Origin of the sequence: Pseudorhizobium endolithicum (assembly GCF_902153245.2) — a bacterium.
GTDB classification, from domain to species: Bacteria; Pseudomonadota; Alphaproteobacteria; order Rhizobiales; family Rhizobiaceae; genus Neorhizobium; species Neorhizobium endolithicum.
This window is the reverse complement of record NZ_CABFWF030000001.1, coordinates 111,600-128,352: the sequence shown is the minus strand read 5'-3', so window position 1 is coordinate 128,352 and position 16,753 is coordinate 111,600. Positions and strand designations below refer to the sequence as shown.

Genomic DNA, 16,753 nt, shown 5'->3' with positions numbered 1-16,753 from the left:
ATGGGGGAGAGAAGCATGGTGGAACGGTCGTTAATCGAGCCGGTCAAAGTAGAGTTCGCTGGACGAGACGCAGATGCCCATCGAATGGACGCGCTCCTATTGGGGCAGTCTTTGTCGGGGATGGCTCGCGTGTACAATTCAGTCGGCCATTATCATTTTCACCGGCAGATAAAGGCGTCAGCGCATTCAGAGGTAAGGGTCCAAGTTGGTCCGCCGGAGCGTGGCTCGATCTTCTACCTCATCTACATGATGATGGTGCACGGCAAGATGGCGGTTTACCCCGAATTGCTATTCTCTTTAGCGGAAATGGCGGTTCCGTCATTCATCAAAGCAATAGTGGCGCAACGCACGGGGCAGACAAAAGAAATGGATAAGGCTTTAGATATTATCCAACAACAGTCCGCTCAGTATCACGAACTCGCACTTGAAGCTCGGAAGAGTGACCAGCAAATCCGAGAGGGCCTGCTTGATGTCGTTAAAACCCTTGCGGCGAACAACCGGGCCGCACTATCGGATATGGCTGCCCCTGTAGGAAAAACCGTCAACGAGGTACGACAGGTGCCAAAGAACGCCGATCCTATAGTGATCGATACGCCGACCGCGGCGGCTTTGCGCTCTAAGGAGGAAGTCACAGTAGGCGAAATGGCTACGTTCAGGGGCGTGTTTAGAGCTGTCGACACAACAACTGGCTCGTTCCGTTTGGAAGATGAAGATGGGAAGGAATACCGCGGCAAGATCACCGATCCCGCTCTTTTGACACCGCAGAACTTCTACACGCACGCCCTCGATACCCAAGAGGTCGTCGCCATCACCGCCAAGCCTACCTTGAATGAAGATGGGACGGTGCATCGCCTGTTCGTAAGTGATGCCGGGAAGGCAAGCTAGAACCCTGGCATCGCGTTCATTACCATTCGCACTACGGCGATGACCTCCACGGAGATCCCGTCGTCAGCATCAAACTGCCGGTGAACTACGATTGGCTTGTGCTTTGGATTGCTCGATCGCGGGTGAAACTCTGTCCGATCCTCGTAGATCTCGATCTGCTTCACGGACCACTCGCGCATCTGGCCGGCGTCCCGCTCTCGCTGAACTACGACAACCATGCCGTCGCGGAGAACGACGCGGTCGGCGATGTCCTCGTAGGCAGTGCAGACGATGGTGTCGCCTGGAAGGATCGGGCGAGGGCGTAGCTCATTCATGCTGTCACCTTCTACCTCAAAGGTGAGCTGGCGAGCGTTCGGGAAGTTCTCGTCCCTGGGGACGGTAATGTCTTCCGGCTCTGACTGATCGAACTCGTCGACCTCACGGAACAAGCCTGCCGCAACCACGCCAGCTTTGCGTGCCGGCACCCATTTCGACGCCGAGGGAGCAAGTTCGGTCTTTGGAGCTTCTTCCCCAAAATAGGCGACCGCTCCTGCGACCTCGTGAGATTTCAGCTGGCGCTTGCCGCTTACGACCTTGTTAATGGCTGAAGGGTGTAGTCCGAGCGCCTTCGCCAGCCCCGTCTGAGATTTTCCGGGCTTTGCGAGGTTCTCAATCACCCATTTCTTGTATGGATCTTCAAGCATATGGCATTTTCGCACGACGAAAACGCCGGGTCTCGTGCGAATGCGGCACAAAAGTATTGACTAAGACTGTGCGATTAGCGCATAGTTGACACATGGATACGACCGCACCCGAAAAGCTTGAGCCTGCTGCCTCGATCATAGATCGCTTTGGTGGCCCAGAAGCCGTCCAGGAAATTACCGGGGCAGACAGGACCCGGGTGTATCGCTGGACCCAGCCGAAAGACAAGGGCGGTACCGACGGGATCATCCCCTTGAAGCCAGCGCAGAAGCTTTGGGCGCACGCCAAGGCAATCGGCCTCGACATACCCGTTGATCTTTTTCTTTCTCCGGATCCGGCAGCCAAGTCTCGTTCTGAGGTGGCAGCATGAGTGACGTCCACGGTGTAGCCCGCGACCAACTCCGAGCGTTCATTGAGCGCATCGAACGTCTCGAAGAAGAGAAGAAGACCATCGCCGACGACATCAAGGACGTCTACGGCGAGGCCAAATCTATGGGCTTCGACCCCAAGATCCTCAAGAAGGTCGTCGCTCTCCGCAAAAAGGACGACCAGGAGCGCATGGAAGAGGAGGCTGTCCTCGCCACCTATCTCGGCGCCCTCGGCATGATCCCTCAGTTCGAGATGTTTGAGCCGGAAGAGGTCAAGCCTTCTCGTGAAGATCGCCGTCGTCAGCGCACGACTGATGCCATGGATGATCACAAGGCGCTCGTCGACGAGATGGCCGATGCCGGCTTGATCTCGGAGGAGGCGCGCCACGAAAACAAAGCTCTTGCGGATGCCGTTTCCACCCAGTTCGGCAACGGTCCCTCGATGGCTCTTCAATCCCCGCGTCAGGCGGCGGAGGCGGTATCCGAAAGGACCGCGATTACGGACGCAACTGTAGCGCCCGCTTTGGTCGAAGCCGATAAGGCAGAGGCTGTGGCTGGTGGATTGGGGCAACCCGAGGTGATCCCAGCTCTGACCGTCCAGCATCACGGCGTGAACGTCGACGGCCCCGAAAGGGCAGGCGTGACGGCGGGAGAGACCGCAACCAATTCCCCCATCGCTCCGGCCTCTCAAGGTGAAGCCGAAGCCCCCAGCGCCGCGCGCGTAAGTCTCGATGAAGCAAGCTGCGCCGCCGCCAACACAGGAGGCGATCATGTAGAGAGCGAACCTTCTGCCGCAACACATCAGGCCGGAGCCCTCGTTGAACTTGCTCCGGCCATCCCCGGCTATCTCACCTACGAAGACTTCCCGCCGGTTCCAATGAAGCGGACGAGCCTCGCTCACTGCTTCCCGGAATTGTCGACGAAGGAATACGACGCCCTCGGAACCTCGGTAGCTTTCGAAGGAGTGCTGGAGCCGATCGTTCGCCGGGGCAATATCCTCCTCGACGGTTGGTCGCGATACAACATCGCCCGCAACCTCGGCATTCAATATCCGGTCATTGAATACGGTGGCGATGACGAACTGCTCGACGTGATCCGTTGGCAGCTCGCCGCCCGGAATTTCACCCCCGCACAATCGAAAAAGATCGCCGTCGAACTGGCGAAGGAAGTGCCTCATCGGGCCTCCGAGATCATGGCTGCCTTTGAGATTGAGGAGGAGTTCGCATGAGCTACGACTTCTTTAATCGCAAGACCGTCGTTGGCCGCAAGGATCATCGCTGCGAGCATTGCTCGGGCACGATCGGCAAGGGCGAAAGACACTTCTACTGCGCCGGTAAGTTCGATGGGTACTTCATGGATTACCGCGAGCATCCAGAGTGTTTCGACGCTTGGGTGGGGCTCCATAAGCTTCGTGAGACCTACTACGACGATGAACGACCGTTCCTCGCCGCTGACGACGATATCGATCAGGGCGAGCGTGAATGGCTTCATGAGAAATTCCCCGTAGTGGCAGCGCGTCTGTGGCCGAAGCAGTTCGGGAGGGCGGCATGAGCGTTGTGGTCACCCAGGACGGAACCTGCATCATCGTCGATCCCGAATTTGGCGCCGTCTCCGGCCGCAGCCGGGATGAAGCAGAAGCGGAGATCCGCCGGCGCAAGGCTTTGCGACAGCGCTCCGACGGCGGGCTGAACATCTTTACGAAGCATACAGAGATCCAATCAGGCGCGGCCTGATCCAAAAGTTGGCGGGGTGCCTCTGACCCGTCAACGCTGGTCCCGGTCTTCCTCCTCCTCCCGCAAGACCGGGGCCAGCACTTTCACCCGAGGGAAGCCACCCCGCAGCCTCAACACGACGGCAGCGACGGCATCTCCAAGCGGCTCGAACGGAGCTGGCGGCGACGGCGGATCGCCACCAGCAGCAGAGCCACCCAATGCGGCGGTGTCGGCTCTGCGAGGGAACTGAAGCACTGAGGTTCCGCGAGCGGCGGACCTGGAGAGAACATCAGCCTGATTGGCGTCAGTGCCTGGGTTCTCTCCGTCAATCTCGGTCCTGCGCATAGGTCGTCTCCATCAACACGAGCGAACCTAAAGCAGGAGACCGACAAGGTGTTGGGAAGTCACGACAAGGAATTGGGATCTCGTCCCAAGCGTGTGTTTACGAGCAGGAAGAAGGCCATGGCGGCAGTTTTCGAAGCGCAAAAGACATTCCGGGATGCCTGGCCGCTCGAGCGGTACGGCAAGCTCGACAACGTTTTCTTTGAAGCGGTGCGGTTCATTTCTCCGCGCGTCACCAAGCAGTTCACAGCCCGCCGTGCTCGCTCGATTTACGAGGGTACGGCAAGGCGCATCGATAGCGAGGAAATGGATGCCCTACGAGCAGCAGAGCGGGAGCAAGCCCGCATTGAGCAGCGAGAGCTACGTGCCCGTCTGGCTTCGCTGGATGAAAAGATTGCCGCTTTTGAGGCGTCTGCGCATCGCCAAGAAGTGGCGGGCCCGGTCTCAGAAGTGGGCCGATAGGGCTGAGTGGATCACGGAGGACTGACAGTGACCATTCATCAGCCAACGCTGTTCGAAGGCGCGAAGCGCCTTGTATACGACGAGGCGGTCGAGATGACCCTGCAGTCAATGCGGGCATACGGCCCGGCGCACGACCATTGGGTATTCGCCTTCTCCGGCGGCAAGGATAGCACTGCTACCTTGACGGTGGTCATTCACCTTATCGACGCCGGCCGGCTCCAGGCGCCAGAGTCGATCAGCGTCCTTTACGCCGATACCCGCATGGAATTACCGCCTCTGGCGATAGCTGCCGAACGTTTGCTCGATCGGCTTCGGGCGCGCGGCATTCACTGCGAGGTTGTTTGCACGCCGATGGATCAGCGCTTCCTGGTCTACATGCTAGGCCGGGGCGTCCCGCCACCCAACAACAACACGTTCCGCTGGTGCACGCGACAGATCAAGGTCGATCCGATGACTGCTGCACTGGAGCGGCGGATCAACGAGCTCAGCGGTTCGATCCTCATGATCACCGGTGTTCGGCAGGGCGAGAGCGCAATCCGCGACGGCCGCATTGCCATGTCCTGCGGCAAGGACGGAGCCGAGTGCGGGCAGGGCTGGTACCAGCAGGTGGTTCCTGAGGCGAAGGGCATCCGCGGACGCATCGCCACGCTCGCACCGATTCTTCATTGGCGGGTCTGCAACGTCTTCGACTGGCTCAAGATCTACGCCCGAATGGAAGAATACGGCGCTTGGGACACATCAGCTGTTGTCGATGCTTACGGCGGCGACGAGGCGCAGGAGATCAACGCTCGGACCGGGTGCAACGGCTGCCCGCTCGCCGCTCGCGATCTTGGCCTCGAGACTGTTCTTCGTGTTCCGTACTGGTCATACATCTCGCCACTGCTAGGGCTGAAGCCTCTCTATCGTGAACTGCGGGAGCCGCGACACCGGCTGAAGAAGACCGGCATCGATGATAACGGCGACATCGCCACGGCCAAGAACAAGCAGCGCATGGGCCCGCTCACCTTTGAGGCGAGGCTGATGGCACTCGATCGGATCTTGTCGATCCAATCGGAGATCAACCTTGAGGCCGAGCGCCTCAGCCGGCCGAAAGTCGATCTGATCAATGCCCAAGAGGAGGCACGGATCCGAGAACTGATCGCTCTCCGCACATGGCCGAATGGCTGGGGCGGAGATGAGCCGACTGCCGACACACCTATGGATGCTGTCTTTTCGGACGGCTCCGTCCAGCCTCTGTTGATGTGAGGTCGGTCATGCAGCAGCTTTCTATGTTCGACCTGATCACAGCGCCTCTGGTACCGCTCGCCGCGCCAGTGCCGACCCGGCCGAAACTTTCACCCTGGCAGATCGAGCAGCGAGACAACCGGCTCGCGCGCTTCGCATACCGCGATACATTGCCGAGCGACGATGCCGGAATGCTGAATGAAGCGTCGGCAGAACTCCGCGCCTATGACGTCGCGGTTCGGAACGCAGACTACGACGGTATGGTGGCGTCCGGTAACCGCTTGAGGGCGATCGGGGAACATGCGTTCGGGTTGACGCAAGCCGAAGCTGAAAAGGGTGGTCCGCCGGACGGCAACGGAAGGTTCTTCTGCCTTTACGACGCATGGGATTGGATGTCCGCAGCTCTTGCTGCGACTGACGGCGAGATCCCGTTGTTCGGTCAGAAAGGTCGATTTGAGATCGAGATCGCCGGTTGCCGAGTTGATTTCACCTATTCGGGCATCTTCGGGATATGTGGCGGCGAAGCTCGTGTCATCGACTGGGAGAAGCCCTTTCTCTCAGAGACGGGATATCGATCATTTCAGGTCTGCCCAGACGACTACGTCATCGCCGCAGCGAAGCTCGACTGTAAGGGATGGCTTGAGCGGGTCTGCCTGGGGCAACTTACCGAGGGCGGAAAAAGAAAATTTGAGCTAACCCGCGCTTGGCCGCCCTACGCGAGATCATGGAGAGACTCGCGAGCTTTCGCAGAAAAGTATGCCCGCTTGGATGGATGGTCGGAAGAACGGCTCGCCGAGCATGAGGCTAGTCAAAGGGCTGCGCTGGAGCAGATGGCAGCTGACGGGATCGACCCGGACGAAGTCTGGAGGACGCGCCGATGACCGATCCTCAAGAGATGATCGCATGGCTCGACCGTCGCATTGCGAGTGCCATGACCTGGCTCGACGACCACGGCAAAGGTTCAAAGAAGCCCCGCCCTGAGAACGAGATCGCGACCAAAGAATACGACATCGCTCGGTTTGAGGAGATCAAGGGCGCGTACCTGAAGGCTCTCGCAAAGAGGGAGCAGGCGGCATGATCCAGACGCGCAAACTGCTCGACGGCCGCTGCACCATGTACGTGGGGGACTGCATCGATGTGATGCGGACCATGCCAGCCGGTTCCGTCGATTGCGTGGTGACATCGCCACCTTACTGGGGGCTGCGCGACTATGGCGTTGCCGGGCAGATCGGACTTGAACCGACGCTGGGCGAACACCTGCAGGTCATGGTTGACGTTTTCCGCGAGGTACGGCGCGTCTTGAAGCCTCAGGGCACGCTATGGCTCAACTACGGTGACTGCTATGCGACAACGCCGAACGGCAAGTCGGCAGCCGCATACAAGGAAGACGGCAGCGATGACCGAACCTTCCGCGACAAACCGTTTTCCACCGTGGGCCCGGTCTACGACCCGAACTATTCGAAGGCCCGCGGGGCGTTCTCTTCAGGCGATCGCCAATCGCATGTCGAGACTGGCGGACGTGTCGTCGCCGGCGGTTACATGAAGCCCAAGGATCTTTGCATGATCCCGAACCGGTTGGCGATCGCCCTGCAGGACGATGGTTGGTGGGTGCGGTCGGAGATCATCTGGAACAAGACGAACCCAAAGCCGGAATCCGTTTATGACCGCCCTGCTGCGGTTCACGAGAAGATCTGGCTGCTCACGAAGAGCGAGAAATACTACTATGATCCGGAAGCGCTGAAAGAGCCAACAACGGGAAACGCGCACGCCCGCCGCAAGGATGGGCAGTACAAGCCAGCAAAGGGCAGCACGGCCGGCCAGAACCGGGAAGGCACCTGGGTCGAGACCTATGTCCCGGAGCTTCGGAATGGACGAAACGTCTGGACGTTTAACATCCAAGGCTATAGCGGCGCGCACTTTGCAACATTCCCGCAGGAACTCGCCCGCAGGTGCATCGTCGCCGGCACCCCCAAGTCCGTTTGCGGCTGCTGCGGTGCTGCGGATGGCTGTGGCCCCATCTGCGATGCGTTTGATCGTGTTCCCGGCAAGGTCTTGGACCCGTTCGGCGGTTCCGGGACCGTGGGTCTCGTTGCTGAGCAGCTTGGTCTGCGCAGCATCATGGTCGAGCTCAATCCGGAATATGCCGACATCGCCGAGCGCCGGATCACTGGCAAGACATCAGCTGCGATCGAGGAAGACGAGGTGGCGGCATGAACGGCTTGCTGCACAAGAGAGGCCGCATTCACGGCCTCCCGATCTTCACTGCGGTCTTACAGCGACACGCGGCCGCCGCCGGCGGGCGTCTTGACCATCCACGGCTGAACGGCCGGCTGTTTAACCAGGATGCCCTTTTTCTTTCCGAAGGCGCGGATAGCATCGCGTGCTGCACGCAGAGGCTTGAGGCCATCATGGGCCATGTAGCACGTCTTAAGCGCGGCATCGTGCACCACATCGCGCTCACGTTCAGGCAACTCCTCGAGGAAGTCGATTGCATCTTCGACGGAGATCACCTCCCGAACCAGGTCCTTCTTTTCCTTCAGATAGACCGGTCGGTCGAACAGCTTCGAGATCATTTCTACCTCACTGATTTGGCGTGTGATCAACAAGGAAGGCGCTCTAGTCAGCGCCATGTTCCGATCTGGGATCTCAGGACCGTCCAATCAAGAGGCAGAACCCAGGAGCGTTGGGTGCGTCCCGGCACTCGGGTTCAAAACCTGCAGCGGTCAGTGCCGAAGGATTCCTGCGTTCTCCGCCGCATTGATGAACGCAGCCTGGGCCTCTTCGCTTCTCACCTTGCCTTCCATCGCTTTCATGCAGGCTCGGCGCGCCGCAACATAAAAGGCGTCGTGCTCTCCCGGCCAGGATTTGGTGAGGCAAGCGACAGCCTCCCGGCTGCTGCCGACGCAATGGAAGTGGTCAGGGCCGTCGATCATCAGCTCAACCGGCTTGTCCCAAAGGTCGTTGATCATGTCGCCTCCTATCCGATTCCGCATGAATTAATGCGATCCGACGAAGGCTGTTCCTCGGACTTAAGCCCAATCAATGATGGTGAAGGGCGGTGCTGCCAGAGCGCAATCACGGTTGTGGAGGATCGGCCATGACCCTCCTTCAAGCCCTTGCTCAGTTCGGTCCCGACACCATCGCCATAAGCAAGGCAATGGGCATCCCTGAGCACGAGGCTGACCGCCTCATCAATGCTGAGATGGATCGCCGGTACCGGATCTCACTTATCGATAGCCGGAAAGCCTACAACAGGCGCGTCCGGCAAGCGCTGCAGGATCTGCGCGCGCGGAGGCCGGCATGACCGAGACCATGAGCCGGGAAGAGTATCTGGCCGCCGTCGCGAAGCCGAAGCGCGGCAACAAGTTTGGTGCGCAGCGCACCACCCTCGACGGCATTACTTTCGACAGCAAGCGGGAGGCGGAAGTTTACGGCGATCTGAAGCTGCTGGAGAAGGATGGCCGGATCTCCGGCTTCGAGCGCCAGCGGAAGTTCAACCTCATCGTCAATGGCGAGATCATCGGCAGCTACCGCGCCGACTTCGCCTTCATCGACCACGACCAGGACGGCCGGCTTCGGTGTGTGGACGTGAAAGGCTGCGTTACCCGCGAATTCAAGCGGACCCAGAAGATCATCAAGGCGATCTACGGCATCGACGTTGAGGTTTGGAGATGAGCAAGAACCCTTGGCTCAAGTTCTATCCTCTCGATTGGCGAGGCGATCCTAAGCTTCGCATGTGTTCCATGGCCGCTCGCGGCCTGTGGATCGAAATGCTCGCGCTTATGCACGAGGCGACACCCTACGGCCACCTTCTCGTCTCCGGCAAATCCCCGACAGACCTGCAGATCGCCGTGTTGGCAGGAGCCCCATCAGATCAGGTCACCGAGCTTCTTGGCGAACTGGAATCTGCCGGCGTCTTCTCCCGCACGAGAGATGGCGTGATCTACTCGCGGCGCATGATCCGGGACGAGAAGAAGAGCGCAGTTGCGCGCAAAAACGGCGGCAGAGGGGGTAACCCAGCCCTTTCAAAAGACAAGGAAAATCAGGCCTTGGATAACCCGAAGGATAACACCGACGTTAAGCCCCAGAAGCCATATTCCAGAAGCCAGAACGAAAAATCAGGAGATTTTTCTTCAGGCGCTGGCGCGCAAAAAAAATCCGCTCAATCGAGATTTCTGGAGGCGATAGATCATGCGTGACCTCATCGCCCAGCATGTTTTCGACCGTCTCCCAGAGCAGTTCAGGATCCGAGCGCGACAGATCGCTAAGCGTGTCGCCGAAATCGACAGGCTTCTCCAGCCATGCTCGATCGACAGCATCCGTGAAGCGGGCCGACGCCTTCACGGCCAGCTGCGGCCACAGCCTGAGATCAACGTCGAGGAGTATGCCCGAGAGTTCAAGATCGCTTGCGCTGATCTTCCCGATTGGGCCGTTTCGGAAGCGACGAACGACTTCCTCGCCGGCCGTGTCGGAAACCATACCGGCCAGTTCATGCCGACCTGCGCAGAGTTCGCTCGGCATGCCCGGTCGATCATCTCCCCGTTCGTGGTGGAGCGCTCGATCATCGGCCGCGAGGCGAAGAACCTCATCACCAGGGCGGAGGACCAGCGCCGGCGCGACATCATTGCGCTTGAGCGGCAAGACCCCAAGCACATCGAGCGCATCCGAGAGCTGAAGGACCGCGTCCTGAAGGGCGCACCACGCTCTCTCACGGCTAGCCCTCACACCAGCATAGATCCGGACATCCAAACGCGACTCGACGCTCTCAAGCGCCCGCGCCCTGAGCCGGCATCGAAAATTCCTCAAACAAAGGCAGGACGCGCAAGATGATCGTTTCAGCCAGAGAGTTCACATCCGCAGCGGAGATTTTCGCAAGCGCCGCAGCAGTCCGCCAACGTTGCTTTCACCCACGGGTGCGACCTGCACCGAAGGCCATCGTTGTGGAAGCGTTGGTTCCGGAGGAAAAGGCTGAGCCCACGCCGGAGCCAAAGTGGAGCGGGGGTCCTCGTCCGCTCTGGACATTCGTGGCAATGCGCTTTGATGAGCATGTGCTCGCGTTTCGCGGCGAGACAGAGGTTATGGCACCGGGGCGCCGGCCCGTCAGCGATATCGTCGGCGAGGTACTGCATGCGTTTCCGGGTTTCACCATCGCGGACCTGAAAAGCGGAAGGCGGCAGCGGGATCTCTGCTTCGCTCGCCAGACGGCGATGTACGTCGTTCGTCATGAGCGTCCCGATCTCTCGTATCCTGTCATCGGGCGTTGGTTCGGTGGACGCGACCACACAACGGTTATGAGCTCGGTCCGGAAGATCGCAGCGCTGCGGGGTGAGGTCTGATGCCAGCTTATCGCTCATCTGCAGAGGCAGACATTCGCGAGGCAGTCGTGGCGAGGATTCGTGAGAACCGGCCCGGCGCCCGCATCATCCACGAAATCAACGTCAGCACCTACGGGCCAAACCGGATTGATCTCATTGCGGTCTCACCGGCTGAAATCATCGCGGTGGAGATCAAGTCGGCAAAGGACAAGCTTGACCGGCTCCCTGCCCAAGTGGAGGCGATGAAGGGCTGCGCTCATCACGTCATAGCCGCCATTCATGAGAAGTTCCTTGTCGAGCACACCACCCATGCCAAGGCGATGCACTACGAGCGCGACGGCACCTACTACATGCGCGGCCTTCCTGATGGCATTGGCCATAGAATTGCCACTTGGGTTTTCCCGGAGAAGCGACGTTGCGTCGATCCAACCTGGCAGTACGACGGCTTAGAGCGGTGGAGGATGCCAACGCAAGGGCTGGAGCGCTCTCTACCCGCAGCGGCAATCAACCTTCTGTGGCGGGATGAGCTGGTGCAGCTCTGCTATTCTCTCCGCATCTCCACGGGCCGCAAGTCGACCATGCCCGACATGATTGCGGCTCTCCGTTGGCATTGCACCGGGAAGGAGCTGACGCTTGGCATCTGCAAGCAGCTACGGGCCCGAGAGTGCTGCGAAGCCGATGCCCCGATCTACGAGGTGGCCGCATGAGCTATCGCCAAGTAGATTTCGATGCCGTCGCTCCGCTGATGCCGTTCGACAAGACAGCAAGCCAGGTGGCGGGGAAGGGCGAGCACTTTCATTGGGAACCGCCTGAGAACTCGAACTATTCCGCAGATCCGATCCCCTTCCGGCGGCCTAGCCGAGAAGAGCTGATCAAGCCCAGCTTCGTCGATCTCACCGGCAAAAAGATCGGCCGGTTCACCGTCATGGGCGTGGCAAGCGAGATCCCGTCCAACGGAAACGGTCAGCGCTGGGTCGTTCGCTGTCAGTGCAGTGCTTACGAGACCCGGAAGGCCAAGGTGATCAAGGCCCACCTCGACGGCACCAGCCGAAGCGAGGAGCCGCCCATGTGCTGCTGCTGCTCGTACACACGCAAGCTGCAGCTCGGTTATCACAACCCGAAGAAGGCCGCGGCGGCTGCCGAAGCGATCATTGGACAGAGCAGATAACCGAGCGGCGGGCTCGAAACGAGGGAATGAAAATGGCGAAAACAGACTGGTATGCGATCCGGATCAAGCCAGGCTACCAGCGCATGGCATCACGGTGGGACGCGGCAAACGAGCAGCACCGGCTCGAGACGATCATAGAGCGCAACCTGCGAAATGAAGGGGTGGAGTGCTTTATGCCTTCGTTCCGGATGGAGACCAAGCACCACCGCACGAAGCAGTGGATGGAGAAGCGGTTCCCCATGTTGGTGGGCTACGCCTTCGTGAACCTGCCCCACCTGAACTTCGAAGAGGTGAGGGCGATTGACGGCGTCATGTGCCTGTTGAAGCCGGTCAGGGACCGACCACCGGTCCGTTTCAGCTTGGAAGACATAGGCGCCCTGATGGACGCCGAGCACGAGGCCTACCAGAACTTTCTGCTGGATCGGGAAAGGCGCATCGCAAGAGAGGCCGCAAAGCTCAACAAGACCACCCGCCGGCAGATGGAGAAGATGTTTCCGCCGAATACCACTGCGGTCATTGTCGACGGTGCGCCTTTCGCCGGCATGCTCGCCCGTGTGCTGGGCCCATCTTCGCGGGGCAAGGTGAAAGCTGTGATCGAAACCTTGAATGGGTTCGCGAACATCGACGTGCCCCTTGATAATCTCCGGAGAGCGTCCTAAAATTGTGCGCAACTGATTTGCGCATGACGTGGCTGTTTCTGAGCGGTTATCGCCGGGCCACCGCCAAAATAGGCGGTAGGAGAAATGCGCCCTGAGTATAGCCGCCTTTCGAGGCGGCTTTTTCATGGGCTCCGGAGCGCTGGCGTTGGTTGTTCGACACCCTCTGATGTGCAAACCTGCCTCTGATCGCAAAGAGGAGGTAGATCGATGTTCCGCAAGATTTTGTCCGTGGTTGCGATTGCAGCCCTAGGATGTTTCGGAGCCGGCACAGTCGGTGCAGATCAGGTTCCGGTGACGGCAAGCCAGCACATCCAAAATGATCTGAAATATCTGATGTACACACCGGAGGGGTACGAGGATTCTACAGAGGCATACCCTCTTGTCGTATGGCTCCACGGTGGCGACCAGGGCGGCACGGACATCGAGAAGGTTAGGACCAGCGGGGTTCCCAAGCTCATCGAAGATGGGAAGCAGTTTCCATTCCTCGTGTTCTCGCCGCAGAATCCAAGCGAAGAGTTGCTCTACCCGATTGAAAAGGTCGATGCTGCGCTTGAAGAGGTCATCGCGAATTATCGCGTGGATCCGTCGCGCATCTATCTTATGGGCTTCAGCCGCGGCGGATTCGGCGCGTGGGCGATGGCAGAACAGTTCCCCCACAGGTTTGCGGCTGTGGTTCCTATCGCTGGGGGTGGTAATCGTCACTACCTGAACAGGACCAATGAGAACGCAGCTTTCTGGATCTTCCATGGCGCTAATGATGACGTCATCCCACTGTCAGATTCTGTAGTCCTCTATGAACGCCTGAAATCGCTGGAGCGCGACGCACGCATCTCTGTACTGGAAGGTGTGGATCACTCTGACGTCGAGTGGGCCGCATTGAATGATGCCGAGCTTTGGGATTGGTTGCTGAAGCAGAAACTAGCTGCCACACCTCAATAAGCGGCGTTTCGCGGCGATGATGAGGAAGGTCGGTGCGACTTCGCCCGGCCTTTCGTCGCGATAGCCCCTCCTACTCCGCCTCTTCAGGTGGAGGCACATTTTGAGGCGGGGCGTCTGGTGAGATGATGACGTCTTCCGGTGGGTCCCGTGGCCGCTCGCCGAGCGGTATTATGCTGAAGATGCTTCCAATCAACGCCGCTGCGAGGAGCGCTAGTAACAGCCGCGAAAACGAGATCTTCATCTTGGCATCCCTTGGAGGGCCAAACTTCCGACTGAGAATGGTGCTCACTTAGGCTGCCAATCGGCGCGCGAACTTAGAGCTAGCCACTAGGCCGGATCTTCGAAAGATAATCCTCGTAAGCGGTCAAGAAGAACACCCTGGATATGTCGGGATCTGCTTCGCGCCGGAGGGCCGCGTAACAAATATTCACAGCTCTTGAATAGGCTGGACCCGTCTTGTCACGGAACTTGTCTCGCATGTGCCGTATCGCGTCCGCAGGTCCATTGATGCTCTCTACCTTTCTCTTCTCAACTATGTGTACAGGCTCGTTCCACCGAGCTCCGAAGTTAACCAGAAGAATCTCGCTCAAGGCCCACCCCCGCTTGATGGCCGCAATGGGGCTATTGTAGACGCTGCTTATTTTCGACGCCAAGTAAGCTGGTTTCGCCAAAAAGTTTAAACGGGCACGTCCAGATGGCGTAGATGGGGGGGACAGAGGCCACGGCCGTGTAGAGCGGTCCACCGGCGCGATACCGGACTAATCGGGAAGGCGAATGCGCAAGTGGCATGGTGGACTACCAATGCCACCATGTTTTTCGTATCATCGGCCTTGAATGGCTCGAATGAAAGCAGGGCTCCGAGTGCGGAGATCGGTGTAGGTAATCCGCTTGGCGGCGATCGCATTGAAGGCTCGCGTGCAATAGGTGCGGGCCACGTTGCTTCTCGGGCTGACGTTCATGATCTTCGCCATCTCAGCCTTCCGCGCCGGCGAGGCCTTGTTGGCTCCTTCATAGCATCTGTTGGTGACGTCTCGTTTGGCCGCCGGGCTGCCTCGAATGACCTCTTGAGCCTGATTGTATCGTGACTCGGTCATACATCCTGAAAGCAGGATAGAAGCCGAAACAGCAAAAATTGCAGTCATTTTCATCAATTTCCTCCCTTGCTACGAGGAAGGAAGATGCCGCCCGCGAATTGTTGTGTCAAACCGCGGCTTCGGCGACCTGGCCACCACAGCCCCGCCCCGGAAACGGAGAGCGGGGCTTACTCATATCTGGAGACAAGCGAATGCACTTCTACCGTGAGACAGGGGTTCAGTCTGCGCAGATCCAAGCGACGGGTGTTAGCCTGCAGGTAGGCTCGACCATTTGGGGTATCGCGCCGAACAAGTGGTTCCGCCCTGGTGGACGTGGGCCGGGCGGCAAGAGCGGTTTCATCGGCCGCCTTATCATCATGGCGCCAGAGTGTTCGCGTGGCCTGCGGGTCGCCTTCGAACTTCGGCTGCCGTGGTTCACAATCAAGCGCATCGGCAAGGCCTCCGAAGGCCACGACGCTTCATCGGTAGGCTGGCACGTAGCGCGGCGTATGTGCAGCGGCGTCAACATCTGACCGCATGACCACACCCTCCGAACGTGAGCACGCCTGTGTGGCGTTCCTGGAGCCGGGCATGGGCGTCCAAGCCTTCTGTTTCGACAGGAAGATCGAGGCCTCATTCTGCCGGCGTGCCGAGGGAAGGTGACACAGGAGCCTTCTCCTTCACGTGACATTCATGAGCGGGAACCGAACATCTCCGGACTCAGTTTCGGAAATGTTAGATGAAAGGACCCGCTATGTTGGCAATCGGTAAGACACTGACCGCCGGGGCGATGAGCGCCCTCATTTTGGCAACTTCGATCGTTCCGGCAGGTGCGATTGTAATGCCTTCCGTGAAGGCGCCGCAGGTATCTGCGGTGGAGCAAGTACAGGCTCGTAGAGATGATCGCCGCCGTTGGGATCGTGATCGCGATGACCGCCGCAGATGGTACCGAGGCCACAGAGGCTCCAGGGAGTATCGCCGGGGCTACCGTCGGCACAGTGATGGATGGTGGTACCCGCTCGCTGCATTCGGGGCCGGAGCGATCATTGGTGGGGCTATAGCTAACCAGCCCAGCGCCCGCGGTGGATCTAGCCATGTTCAGTGGTGCGCCAACCGGTATCGTACCTACCGCGCCTCCGACAACACCTATGTGCCGCGCGTCGGCGTAAGGGCATACTGCAATTCGCCCTACAACTAGTCGATATCGGCCTCTAGTGGCCACTTGCAGCCCCGCCCCAGACGTCAATCTGGTGGCGGGCTTCTTGTTTAGGCCTTGTCTTTCCGTGGGAGGATGACAACCCTCTCCAGATGTTCGTCTTCGAACCGACTCTTCAGGAGCTCGATCAGCGCTTCTTGTGAGCCAGTGTTCCGAATCAGCATCTTATCGATAGTGACGAATAACGTGCCATCTTCGAATTTGCTTTCGAGACCTTGTTCATCGCGATCAGTTGTCAATGCATGTCTCTCCCAAGGTTAACCATGCCAGTCCTGAAAAACGCCCGGCACGAGAGGTTCACCGAGATGCGCGCCAATGGCAAGGTGATCAGTCGGAGGACGGTGTTGTTGGCGGTGTCCTGACTAGTGAAAGAACACGGGGTCTGGACGGGGCGTCCAGCCAATCCATCCATTTCTCTCGCTCTTCGGCCGTTTCGAAGAACCGCCAGAGTTTGTACTCGTCCGCTGTGGTCTCGAGCATGTCTCCGATCGTAACCAGCTCTAAGGGTAGCGTCACCTCATTGCCGTCGAAGCGCACGAAGTAGACGCCGTCAGCCGCTCTGCGAATGACCTGTCCCGTTCCGTAGCTCCCGTCGGGATTGTCCAACGTGAAGAACATTCCGGTGAGATTGTCGACGTCCGTTTGAGCCATGATTCAGTGCCGGTCCTAAAAATGCGAGGTCTTCGAAACTCGCCCAGGTAGCCGCCAA

The 16,753-nt window shown here is 59.1% G+C and carries 26 protein-coding genes and 1 pseudogene; 21 read left to right on the top strand and 6 right to left on the bottom strand.

The annotated features are described in order from the left end of the window. Nucleotides 1–15 precede the first annotated feature (15 nt). A complete protein-coding gene (locus RTCK_RS00760; RefSeq protein ID WP_142590858.1) occupies nucleotides 16–885 on the top strand; it encodes a DUF7946 domain-containing protein in 870 nt (289 codons plus the stop codon). On the opposite strand, the gene RTCK_RS00755 is transcribed toward RTCK_RS00760, so the two are convergent. Then, entirely contained in the window at nucleotides 882–1,568 is a 687-nt protein-coding gene (locus tag RTCK_RS00755; RefSeq protein ID WP_142590856.1) for a LexA family protein, read from the bottom strand. The genes RTCK_RS00760 and RTCK_RS00755 overlap by 4 nt on opposite strands. A 92-nt stretch (nucleotides 1,569–1,660) precedes the next feature. Here RTCK_RS00755 and RTCK_RS00750 point away from each other — a divergent pair, with 92 nt between their 5' ends. From RTCK_RS00750 to RTCK_RS00710, 9 genes and pseudogenes are all read left to right on the top strand, one after another. Next, the gene (locus RTCK_RS00750; RefSeq protein WP_185927863.1) at nucleotides 1,661–1,936 is read left to right on the top strand and encodes a hypothetical protein; all 276 of its coding nucleotides are present in this window, start codon (nucleotides 1,661–1,663) and stop codon (nucleotides 1,934–1,936) included. Beyond that, nucleotides 1,933–2,175, top strand: a pseudogene (locus RTCK_RS00745) (DUF2312 domain-containing protein); the annotation flags it as partial. The gene RTCK_RS00750 and the pseudogene RTCK_RS00745, both read left to right, overlap by 4 nt. A gap of 983 nt (nucleotides 2,176–3,158) precedes the next feature. Then, nucleotides 3,159–3,485, top strand: coding sequence for a hypothetical protein (locus RTCK_RS00740; RefSeq protein ID WP_142590855.1), 327 nt, complete (start codon nucleotides 3,159–3,161; stop codon nucleotides 3,483–3,485). Further along, nucleotides 3,482–3,667 (top strand): hypothetical protein, encoded by a 186-nt coding sequence (locus tag RTCK_RS00735; protein ID WP_142590854.1) that lies wholly within the window; start codon nucleotides 3,482–3,484, stop codon nucleotides 3,665–3,667. Before RTCK_RS00740 ends, RTCK_RS00735 begins: the two co-directional genes overlap by 4 nt. Nucleotides 3,668–4,108: 441 nt before the next feature. After that, nucleotides 4,109–4,450 carry a hypothetical protein gene (locus RTCK_RS00730; RefSeq protein WP_142590853.1) on the top strand — a complete coding sequence of 114 codons (342 nt, stop codon included), beginning with the start codon at nucleotides 4,109–4,111 and terminating at the stop codon, nucleotides 4,448–4,450. Between the two features lie 27 nt (nucleotides 4,451–4,477). After that, nucleotides 4,478–5,695 (top strand): phosphoadenosine phosphosulfate reductase domain-containing protein, encoded by a 1,218-nt coding sequence (locus RTCK_RS00725; RefSeq protein WP_235988435.1) that lies wholly within the window; start codon nucleotides 4,478–4,480, stop codon nucleotides 5,693–5,695. Between the two features lie 8 nt (nucleotides 5,696–5,703). Further along, complete coding sequence (locus RTCK_RS00720; RefSeq protein ID WP_142590852.1) at nucleotides 5,704–6,555, top strand: hypothetical protein; 852 nt, start codon at nucleotides 5,704–5,706, stop codon at nucleotides 6,553–6,555. Then, nucleotides 6,552–6,752: a hypothetical protein gene (locus RTCK_RS00715; protein ID WP_142590851.1), complete on the top strand. Its 201-nt coding sequence runs from the start codon at nucleotides 6,552–6,554 to the stop codon at nucleotides 6,750–6,752. Before RTCK_RS00720 ends, RTCK_RS00715 begins: the two co-directional genes overlap by 4 nt. Further along, a complete protein-coding gene (locus tag RTCK_RS00710) occupies nucleotides 6,749–7,888 on the top strand; it encodes a DNA-methyltransferase (protein WP_142590850.1) in 1,140 nt (379 codons plus the stop codon). Before RTCK_RS00715 ends, RTCK_RS00710 begins: the two co-directional genes overlap by 4 nt. Before the next feature lie 56 nt (nucleotides 7,889–7,944). On the opposite strand, the gene RTCK_RS00705 is transcribed toward RTCK_RS00710, so the two are convergent. Together RTCK_RS00705 and RTCK_RS00700 are read right to left on the bottom strand one after the other, a co-directional pair. Next, entirely contained in the window at nucleotides 7,945–8,247 is a 303-nt protein-coding gene (locus RTCK_RS00705) for a DUF982 domain-containing protein (protein ID WP_142591422.1), read from the bottom strand. Nucleotides 8,248–8,397: 150 nt separating this feature from the next. After that, on the bottom strand, nucleotides 8,398–8,643 hold the full coding sequence (locus tag RTCK_RS00700) for a DUF982 domain-containing protein (RefSeq protein WP_142590849.1): 246 nt from the start codon (nucleotides 8,641–8,643) through the stop codon (nucleotides 8,398–8,400). Nucleotides 8,644–8,771: 128 nt separating this feature from the next. Here RTCK_RS00700 and RTCK_RS00695 point away from each other — a divergent pair, with 128 nt between their 5' ends. The 9 genes from RTCK_RS00695 (at nucleotide 8,772) to RTCK_RS00655 (ending at nucleotide 13,755) form a co-directional block, all read left to right on the top strand. Further along, the gene (locus tag RTCK_RS00695; RefSeq protein WP_142590848.1) at nucleotides 8,772–8,978 is read left to right on the top strand and encodes a hypothetical protein; all 207 of its coding nucleotides are present in this window, start codon (nucleotides 8,772–8,774) and stop codon (nucleotides 8,976–8,978) included. Continuing rightward, the gene (locus RTCK_RS00690) at nucleotides 8,975–9,349 is read left to right on the top strand and encodes a DUF1064 domain-containing protein (RefSeq protein ID WP_142590847.1); all 375 of its coding nucleotides are present in this window, start codon (nucleotides 8,975–8,977) and stop codon (nucleotides 9,347–9,349) included. The genes RTCK_RS00695 and RTCK_RS00690 overlap by 4 nt, the downstream gene beginning before the upstream one ends. Continuing rightward, entirely contained in the window at nucleotides 9,346–9,873 is a 528-nt protein-coding gene (locus RTCK_RS00685) for a hypothetical protein (RefSeq protein WP_142590845.1), read from the top strand. Before RTCK_RS00690 ends, RTCK_RS00685 begins: the two co-directional genes overlap by 4 nt. Beyond that, a complete protein-coding gene (locus RTCK_RS00680) occupies nucleotides 9,866–10,504 on the top strand; it encodes a hypothetical protein (protein ID WP_142590843.1) in 639 nt (212 codons plus the stop codon). Before RTCK_RS00685 ends, RTCK_RS00680 begins: the two co-directional genes overlap by 8 nt. Nucleotides 10,505–10,704: 200 nt before the next feature. Next, the gene (locus tag RTCK_RS00675; protein WP_211181426.1) at nucleotides 10,705–11,010 is read left to right on the top strand and encodes a helix-turn-helix domain-containing protein; all 306 of its coding nucleotides are present in this window, start codon (nucleotides 10,705–10,707) and stop codon (nucleotides 11,008–11,010) included. Continuing rightward, nucleotides 11,010–11,696: an NERD domain-containing protein gene (locus tag RTCK_RS00670; protein ID WP_142590839.1), complete on the top strand. Its 687-nt coding sequence runs from the start codon at nucleotides 11,010–11,012 to the stop codon at nucleotides 11,694–11,696. The genes RTCK_RS00675 and RTCK_RS00670 overlap by 1 nt, the downstream gene beginning before the upstream one ends. Beyond that, nucleotides 11,693–12,157, top strand: a complete 465-nt coding sequence (locus RTCK_RS00665; protein ID WP_142590837.1) for a hypothetical protein — start codon at nucleotides 11,693–11,695, stop codon at nucleotides 12,155–12,157. The genes RTCK_RS00670 and RTCK_RS00665 overlap by 4 nt, the downstream gene beginning before the upstream one ends. Next, nucleotides 12,058–12,816: a transcription termination/antitermination protein NusG gene (gene nusG / locus RTCK_RS00660; protein ID WP_185927862.1), complete on the top strand. Its 759-nt coding sequence runs from the start codon at nucleotides 12,058–12,060 to the stop codon at nucleotides 12,814–12,816. The genes RTCK_RS00665 and nusG overlap by 100 nt, the downstream gene beginning before the upstream one ends. A gap of 207 nt (nucleotides 12,817–13,023) precedes the next feature. Then, nucleotides 13,024–13,755, top strand: coding sequence for a carboxylesterase family protein (locus RTCK_RS00655; protein ID WP_142590833.1), 732 nt, complete (start codon nucleotides 13,024–13,026; stop codon nucleotides 13,753–13,755). 320 nt (nucleotides 13,756–14,075) lie between these two features. Here the strand turns inward: RTCK_RS00655 and RTCK_RS21145 are convergent, their stop codons facing one another. Next, complete coding sequence (locus RTCK_RS21145; protein ID WP_408004489.1) at nucleotides 14,076–14,498, bottom strand: DUF982 domain-containing protein; 423 nt, start codon at nucleotides 14,496–14,498, stop codon at nucleotides 14,076–14,078. A 78-nt stretch (nucleotides 14,499–14,576) separates the two neighbouring features. After that, on the bottom strand, nucleotides 14,577–14,903 hold the full coding sequence (locus tag RTCK_RS00645; RefSeq protein ID WP_142590831.1) for a hypothetical protein: 327 nt from the start codon (nucleotides 14,901–14,903) through the stop codon (nucleotides 14,577–14,579). A gap of 137 nt (nucleotides 14,904–15,040) precedes the next feature. Here RTCK_RS00645 and RTCK_RS00640 point away from each other — a divergent pair, with 137 nt between their 5' ends. Both RTCK_RS00640 and RTCK_RS00635 read left to right on the top strand, forming a co-directional pair. Next, complete coding sequence (locus RTCK_RS00640) at nucleotides 15,041–15,361, top strand: hypothetical protein (protein ID WP_142590829.1); 321 nt, start codon at nucleotides 15,041–15,043, stop codon at nucleotides 15,359–15,361. 221 nt (nucleotides 15,362–15,582) lie between these two features. Beyond that, complete coding sequence (locus RTCK_RS00635; protein WP_142591418.1) at nucleotides 15,583–16,026, top strand: BA14K family protein; 444 nt, start codon at nucleotides 15,583–15,585, stop codon at nucleotides 16,024–16,026. 345 nt (nucleotides 16,027–16,371) lie between these two features. Here RTCK_RS00635 and RTCK_RS00630 read toward each other — a convergent pair whose 3' ends face one another. Beyond that, the gene (locus RTCK_RS00630) at nucleotides 16,372–16,695 is read right to left on the bottom strand and encodes a hypothetical protein (protein WP_185927860.1); all 324 of its coding nucleotides are present in this window, start codon (nucleotides 16,693–16,695) and stop codon (nucleotides 16,372–16,374) included. Between the last annotated feature and the right edge of the window lie 58 nt (nucleotides 16,696–16,753).

What these genes read in the sequence shown, in the direction of transcription:
- RTCK_RS00690 (WP_142590847.1), top strand. Translation starts at nt 8,975, where the DNA reads ATGACCGAGACCATGAGCCGGGAAGAGTATCTGGCCGCCGTCGCGAAG.
- RTCK_RS00760 (WP_142590858.1), top strand. Translation starts at nt 16, where the DNA reads ATGGTGGAACGGTCGTTAATCGAGCCGGTCAAAGTAGAGTTCGCTGGA.
- RTCK_RS00700 (WP_142590849.1), bottom strand. Translation starts at nt 8,643, where the DNA reads ATGATCAACGACCTTTGGGACAAGCCGGTTGAGCTGATGATCGACGGC.
- RTCK_RS00665 (WP_142590837.1), top strand. Translation starts at nt 11,693, where the DNA reads ATGAGCTATCGCCAAGTAGATTTCGATGCCGTCGCTCCGCTGATGCCG.
- RTCK_RS00735 (WP_142590854.1), top strand. Translation starts at nt 3,482, where the DNA reads ATGAGCGTTGTGGTCACCCAGGACGGAACCTGCATCATCGTCGATCCC.
- RTCK_RS00675 (WP_211181426.1), top strand. Translation starts at nt 10,705, where the DNA reads ATGCGCTTTGATGAGCATGTGCTCGCGTTTCGCGGCGAGACAGAGGTT.
- RTCK_RS00685 (WP_142590845.1), top strand. Translation starts at nt 9,346, where the DNA reads ATGAGCAAGAACCCTTGGCTCAAGTTCTATCCTCTCGATTGGCGAGGC.
- RTCK_RS00640 (WP_142590829.1), top strand. Translation starts at nt 15,041, where the DNA reads ATGCACTTCTACCGTGAGACAGGGGTTCAGTCTGCGCAGATCCAAGCG.
- RTCK_RS00710 (WP_142590850.1), top strand. Translation starts at nt 6,749, where the DNA reads ATGATCCAGACGCGCAAACTGCTCGACGGCCGCTGCACCATGTACGTG.
- RTCK_RS00715 (WP_142590851.1), top strand. Translation starts at nt 6,552, where the DNA reads ATGACCGATCCTCAAGAGATGATCGCATGGCTCGACCGTCGCATTGCG.
- RTCK_RS00670 (WP_142590839.1), top strand. Translation starts at nt 11,010, where the DNA reads ATGCCAGCTTATCGCTCATCTGCAGAGGCAGACATTCGCGAGGCAGTC.
- RTCK_RS00645 (WP_142590831.1), bottom strand. Translation starts at nt 14,903, where the DNA reads ATGAAAATGACTGCAATTTTTGCTGTTTCGGCTTCTATCCTGCTTTCA.
- RTCK_RS00750 (WP_185927863.1), top strand. Translation starts at nt 1,661, where the DNA reads ATGGATACGACCGCACCCGAAAAGCTTGAGCCTGCTGCCTCGATCATA.
- RTCK_RS00705 (WP_142591422.1), bottom strand. Translation starts at nt 8,247, where the DNA reads ATGATCTCGAAGCTGTTCGACCGACCGGTCTATCTGAAGGAAAAGAAG.
- RTCK_RS00730 (WP_142590853.1), top strand. Translation starts at nt 4,109, where the DNA reads ATGGCGGCAGTTTTCGAAGCGCAAAAGACATTCCGGGATGCCTGGCCG.
- RTCK_RS00695 (WP_142590848.1), top strand. Translation starts at nt 8,772, where the DNA reads ATGACCCTCCTTCAAGCCCTTGCTCAGTTCGGTCCCGACACCATCGCC.
- RTCK_RS00740 (WP_142590855.1), top strand. Translation starts at nt 3,159, where the DNA reads ATGAGCTACGACTTCTTTAATCGCAAGACCGTCGTTGGCCGCAAGGAT.
- RTCK_RS00655 (WP_142590833.1), top strand. Translation starts at nt 13,024, where the DNA reads ATGTTCCGCAAGATTTTGTCCGTGGTTGCGATTGCAGCCCTAGGATGT.
- RTCK_RS00720 (WP_142590852.1), top strand. Translation starts at nt 5,704, where the DNA reads ATGCAGCAGCTTTCTATGTTCGACCTGATCACAGCGCCTCTGGTACCG.
- RTCK_RS00630 (WP_185927860.1), bottom strand. Translation starts at nt 16,695, where the DNA reads ATGGCTCAAACGGACGTCGACAATCTCACCGGAATGTTCTTCACGTTG.
- RTCK_RS00635 (WP_142591418.1), top strand. Translation starts at nt 15,583, where the DNA reads ATGTTGGCAATCGGTAAGACACTGACCGCCGGGGCGATGAGCGCCCTC.
- RTCK_RS00755 (WP_142590856.1), bottom strand. Translation starts at nt 1,568, where the DNA reads ATGCTTGAAGATCCATACAAGAAATGGGTGATTGAGAACCTCGCAAAG.
- RTCK_RS00680 (WP_142590843.1), top strand. Translation starts at nt 9,866, where the DNA reads ATGCGTGACCTCATCGCCCAGCATGTTTTCGACCGTCTCCCAGAGCAG.